At 49.6% G+C, this 5,246-nt stretch carries 4 protein-coding genes and 1 pseudogene; 2 read left to right on the top strand and 3 right to left on the bottom strand.

Annotation, left to right across the window (positions count from 1 at the left end):
• A pseudogene (locus AK963_RS35920) lies at window positions 1–190 on the top strand (IS630 family transposase); the annotation flags it as partial.
• A 9-nt stretch (window positions 191–199) separates the two neighbouring features.
• Here AK963_RS35920 and AK963_RS32470 read toward each other — a convergent pair.
• Window positions 200–349: a hypothetical protein gene (locus AK963_RS32470; protein WP_175404637.1), complete on the bottom strand. Its 150-nt coding sequence runs from the start codon at window positions 347–349 to the stop codon at window positions 200–202.
• A gap of 365 nt (window positions 350–714) precedes the next feature.
• On the opposite strand from AK963_RS32470, the gene AK963_RS25105 reads away from it, so the two are divergent.
• A complete protein-coding gene (locus tag AK963_RS25105) occupies window positions 715–1,494 on the top strand; it encodes a class I SAM-dependent methyltransferase (RefSeq protein ID WP_066018122.1) in 780 nt (259 codons plus the stop codon).
• A 41-nt stretch (window positions 1,495–1,535) separates the two neighbouring features.
• Here the strand turns inward: AK963_RS25105 and plsB are convergent, their stop codons facing one another.
• Complete coding sequence (gene plsB / locus AK963_RS25100) at window positions 1,536–4,034, bottom strand: glycerol-3-phosphate 1-O-acyltransferase PlsB (protein ID WP_066018121.1); 2,499 nt, start codon at window positions 4,032–4,034, stop codon at window positions 1,536–1,538.
• A gap of 207 nt (window positions 4,035–4,241) precedes the next feature.
• Window positions 4,242–5,132 carry a nucleoside hydrolase gene (locus AK963_RS25095; RefSeq protein ID WP_066018120.1) on the bottom strand — a complete coding sequence of 297 codons (891 nt, stop codon included), beginning with the start codon at window positions 5,130–5,132 and terminating at the stop codon, window positions 4,242–4,244.
• Window positions 5,133–5,246: the final 114 nt, after the last annotated feature.

Raw genomic sequence — 5,246 nt, 5'->3', positions numbered from 1 at the left:
ACCATTCGCACCGGAGTTAAACAGCTCAGAAAGGCTATGGGAGTGGATGCGGGAGCATGACTTATCAAACAAAGCATTTTCAGGTTATGAAAATATTGTAGATTGTTGCTGTGAAGCTTGGAATAACCTTTGCAGCGAAGCTGGTCGACTGTTCAGTCTGTGCTCCCGTGATTGGGCAGTTATACAGTAGTTAGAAAATTCAATTGGTATAATCCGACCAGTTGTAGATATTGAGCGTCCTTTGCGATTCATTCGCCGTTTTGGCAAAAGCAGGCGCAATGGCGAGAGAAGAGGTGATAGCCGCGGTGGCGACAAGTGTGGATACAGATTTCCCCAGACGTCCGATCATGGTGAATCCTTACAGCGAACCATTGGTGAGCAGCCTGGTACTCATATCAGTTGGAGCCAGGTACCCTTCGATGGCATTTTTTTAATAATCAGTAGTGACTCAACGGAGTCGCTACACCCCCAGTCATCAGGTTGATGAAAATGAAGCTGCGGAAGATAGCAACAAGGTTATGCGAAATCCATTGTTGCTTTATGGAATAGTGGTAAAAACCTATGAGGCGCTAAGGCTTAATACCTGAGCATACCTTTGGGGGAGCGTGCAACCAGCCATGTATCCTGTTACCTAATGACTGCGCGCATTCATTGCAACCGATGCTCTGTCGGTGATAGATTCAGCGACCCTCATGTCTCATTTCTTATGCACTGATGTCTATCCAGCTATTTGTCCTTGCTTCAGATCACCCCTCCATTCAGGCTTTGCTCGAAAGCCTTGCGGCGCAGCTGAATACTGAGTTTAGTCAGAGCCTTCAAGACGTTAGTGAAGGGGCTCTGGTGGCATTTGATGCATCCGGAGAACTGGCGGTGCAGCGTGCAGGATCCAAAGAGAAGCCGATTATTGTTGACTTTATTGGTGGAAAAGCAGGGCATCGGCGCAAATTTGGTGGTGGGAAGGGGCAGGACATTGCCAAGGCCGTGGGATTGAATAAAGGCGTCAAACCATCGGTACTGGATGCAACCGGTGGATTGGGGCGGGATGCGTTTGTTCTAGCCAGCCTGGGATGCAATGTCACCATGATTGAGCGTTCCCCGGTGGTTGCTGCCCTTCTGGAAGATGGTTTGCGCCGGGCGCTTGAAGACCATGATGTCGCTCCTATCGCAGAACAGATGTCCCTTTTAAAAGGGAATGCCATTGAGTTGATGAAAGCCTCAGAAAATAAATACGATGTCGTTTATCTGGATCCGATGTTTCCTCACCGGGAAAAGTCGGCTTTGGTCAAAAAAGAGATGAGGCTGTTTCAGGATCTGCTGGGCGATGACCCGGATGCGGATCAGCTACTGGAGCCGGCACTTGAACTGGCCGAGTATCGAGTGGTTGTGAAAAGGCCAAGGTTGGCTCCAGACCTTAATGGTCAGGCTCCCACTTACCGACTGGAAGGGAAAGCCTGTCGTTATGATATCTATGCTTTGAAAGCATTTTTCGGGTAATTCCCCATGCGCTCTCTATAAGAGAGCGCACTCTTTGCCATTCAGGCCGTTGCTTTCTCTTCAGAACTGTTACTGACGCCGTATCGACTGGTCTGGTCAATACTGTGTCGTATTTCAGTGGTCAAAAGTGAGTGAGCCTGATCTGCGACCTTTTGAATATTATCGCCAAACACCAGTTTATTGGTTTGAGTGATCTCCAGTACACCGTGATGACGCATCTGGGCAATAAAGCCACGGAACAGTGACTTGTCGAAAAACTCCGGCGCATTTAGGCCATGAATAATTGACAGGCGCTGTGCCAGCACACCACTCTGATGCTCCAGAGCTTCGGCTTCAATATTCCCACTGCCATTGCGAAGGAGCAGGCTGATAACCATATAGAAGCGCTCCAGAGTTTGAACAATCGAGCGTGAGAATACATTCAGCATGATGTATTCAGAGGTGGATGGGTCTGGCTGGAAATAGCACGCTTCGCCATTGTCATCCTGGCCTTGGGTAATCAACCCTTCTTCCACCAGACAATCCAGCCATTTCTGAACCACGGCCAGCGCTTCATGCTGAGTCCACTGCAGGAACAGTTCCGCCTGAAGGTATGGGTAGAGAATCGCACTGATGCGCAGGATCTCTTTTCTTGTGATGCTGGCACTGTTCACAAAGAAACAGCTGATCAGGGACGGGATGGCAAAAATATGCAGCACATTATTGCGATAATACGTCATGGAAATGGCGGTCTTCTCATCCATGCTGATAATATCGCCGAGCGCATCGGTTTTTCTCTGGATCAGCTGCAGGTTTTCCACATAGTGGATCATGCTGCGGGCATCCAGATCTGTCATCGCAGTCCGGTCACTGTAAGGAACCATCGACAGAAGACGTGTATAACCATCCAGCTGACGAATCAGCTCCTCTTCACCCAGCGCATGTCTTGGTGAGGAGAGAAGGGCAATGGCGACCAGATTTACAGGGTTGATTACGGCAGCAGAGTTGATTCTGCCTGCCAGCACATCGCCCAGGTTCGACGTCGCTTTTACCAGCCACTCTGGTTTATCGTCGGTACCAGAGCTCTCTTTCCAGTTGGGTGCCTGTGTACTCAGGAATGAGCCCAGGTCTACTGGCTCACCAAAGGTAATCCATGCCTTGCCAAATTCATTTCTCAGCGCCGCAAGTGTACGGACAATATCCAGAGGCGACTCACTTTTCTTGGCTTCACCTCTCAGTTCTCCAAGATAGCTGGCCATTTCCAGCAGCTTTTCATAACCGATATAGACCGGTACAAAGGCCAGAGGCTTGCGATTATCGCGCAGGAAGCTGCGGACGGTGATGGAGAGCATGCCGGTCTTTGGCGTCAGGGTGCGACCGGTTCTGGAGCGGCCACCTTCGATGAAGTACTCGGTGGCAAAGCCTTTGCTGGTCAGTGTGTACATGTATTCATGGAATACCATGCTGTAAAGAGGGTTGCCACGGAATGTTCTGCGCATGAAAAAGGCACCGCTCTTGCGCAGAATCGTTCCTACTACCGGCATATTCAGGTTAATGCCAGCCGCAATATGAGGCGGCGGTAAACCTTCATAGAACAGAACGTACGACAGAAGCAGGTAATCAATATGGCTTCGATGACAGGGAACGTAAACAATCGTATGGCTCTGCGCCAGCGCCTTCAATGGCTCGATATGGTTGACCTTTACGCCGCTGTAAAGCTTATTCCAGAACCAGGTCAGGATAATATCCAGGAAGCGGATGACTGGCATGGAAAAGTCAGAAGCGATTTCATTGGCATACTTCCGGGCTTTTGCCTCGGCTTCTACCAGAGTTATCTCTTGAGCCGCTGCTTCTGCAGCAATAGCTTTCTGAATCCTGGGTGTATGAATCAGGCTGTTGACCAGCATGCGGCGATGAGAAAGATCCGGTCCCAGAACAGACGCTTTTTTCTGGCGGAAATGAACGCGGAGAATTCGGTTCACCTTACGGACACTGCGGGCGTGGTTCTTACTGTCGCCCATGATTTCCTGCAGTGATAAGGCTGGGCTGAAATAGACCATGGTCTGCCGGCCATGAAGCAGCGTTGCCAGAAACTTCCGGAAACGGCCACCCAGGCTGAAGTTCCAGTCAAACAGCAGTTTAAAGGCAGACTGTTCTTTCTCTGGAGAGCGGCCCCAGAGAATGGTAACGGGAACCAGCTGGACATCCTGATGCTTTTCTTCCACCTGCCTGACCAGCTCTTCAAGCAGTTCAGGTGGCTCTGGCCGTTCTCTCTGGAGTATCAGGCCTTCGTACTGACTAAGAAAGAAGTGCGCTTTGCTTTGCGGGTGGTCAGCGTCAATGGGTTTGTAAGGGCGTGGCAGACCTGCTTTTATACACTCACCTTCCAGAACCATCAGGTCCGTCAGAGAGCGCTGGTGCATGACATAGACAACAGGTTTTCCGGTCTGCAGATGCAAAGCTTCAGGGTTATTGTTTTCAACCGTGGTACGAACCCACGTAGAAAGGAGTTTTCTCAGGCTATGAAAAACATAGCGATTCAGGGTAATGGGCTTCAGCATGGAACTGGCTCTTGGCCTGCATCCGTTAGTAAAGGAGATAAGAAACGTTCAGAAGACTGGCTCCGATACACCGGCAGCAGACCTCTGGCTTGAGATTATGCTATTGCTCTCAAGTCGGTGGTGGTTTAGCCGGACATTCTAGCCTGATTACGTATTGTTGCGCAAAAGTTACATGATGCTGATGGGCATATGGCTTATTGAGAATATCTACTGGTAGCGTGATAAACGGTCAATAATCAGCGCAATAAATTTCTCTCTGTTGATATTGACCATTACCTGAGCATTACAGGGCTTACCAGAAAGTTTGCCATTGTAGTCAATGATACTTTCTCCAAAGCAATAGCCCCTGGCAGTTTCAACAGTGACATAGGCAGGTTCAACATTGAATAAGTCTGAAAGTAATAGCCAGGCAACCGTGCAGGGGTCGTGCAGATGGGCTCCATCCTTCGAGTATTGGCGCTGTACAATACGCTGAAGGTAGTAGGCCAGCATATCCGCAGTGGCTGTGCTGACAGGGTTTCCCAGTTTCCGGATCTGCTCAATTTCATGTTCATAAATCAGCGCCTGATAGGTGACATCCAGCCCTGACATAACGATGGGAATATCTGACCGAAAAACAATATCAGCGGCAACCGGATCCGTATGAAAGTTAAATTCTGCAACTGGCGTGACGTTACCGAACGTTCCCCCTCCCATAAGGACAATACGTTCGATCCTTGAATGCAGTGATGGCCAGCCGGTAAGAAAGGTTGCAATATTGGTCAGAGGGCCTGTGGCAATCAATGTTACCTTTTCCCTGGATTGACGCAGAAGGCCAGCAATAAGCTCAACGGCGGATAAATCCTCCAGAGACAACTCAGGCTCTGGCCATCTAGCACCATCCAGCCCGCTCTCACCCATAATATCGGCTACCGGAGTTATTTTGCTGCTCAGAGGTTTGCAGGCACCAGCCGCTACCCGTGTGGCCATACCCGCAAGAGTAAGCACCCGCAGAGCATTATGGGTGGTTTTCTCCAGTGTTTGATTGCCGGCACAAACCGTAACTCCCAAAAGGTTAAGCTCTGGGCTTTTGCCCAGCATGAGTAATACCAATCGCATTTTCTAAATCCTTAAGCTGCCGCCAACTATGCTTAGGCATCATTACCATGCATTATCTAGAACAGATGTCTCGTCGACCACAGCTACCCGAAGGTTTTAATGATGTTGATTTTC

The organism is Endozoicomonas atrinae (assembly GCF_001647025.1).
GTDB classification, from domain to species: domain Bacteria; phylum Pseudomonadota; class Gammaproteobacteria; order Pseudomonadales; family Endozoicomonadaceae; genus Endozoicomonas; species Endozoicomonas atrinae.
The sequence above is the reverse complement of the archived record's forward strand: the minus strand, read 5'-3'. Positions and strand labels throughout refer to the sequence as shown.

Bases quoted from the DNA above. Each gene is read 5' to 3' on its own strand.
- AK963_RS32470 (WP_175404637.1), bottom strand. From the start codon at position 349: ATGATCGGACGTCTGGGGAAATCTGTATCCACACTTGTCGCCACCGCG.
- AK963_RS25105 (WP_066018122.1), top strand. From the start codon at position 715: ATGTCTATCCAGCTATTTGTCCTTGCTTCAGATCACCCCTCCATTCAG.
- plsB (WP_066018121.1), bottom strand. From the start codon at position 4,034: ATGCTGAAGCCCATTACCCTGAATCGCTATGTTTTTCATAGCCTGAGA.
- AK963_RS25095 (WP_066018120.1), bottom strand. From the start codon at position 5,132: ATGCGATTGGTATTACTCATGCTGGGCAAAAGCCCAGAGCTTAACCTT.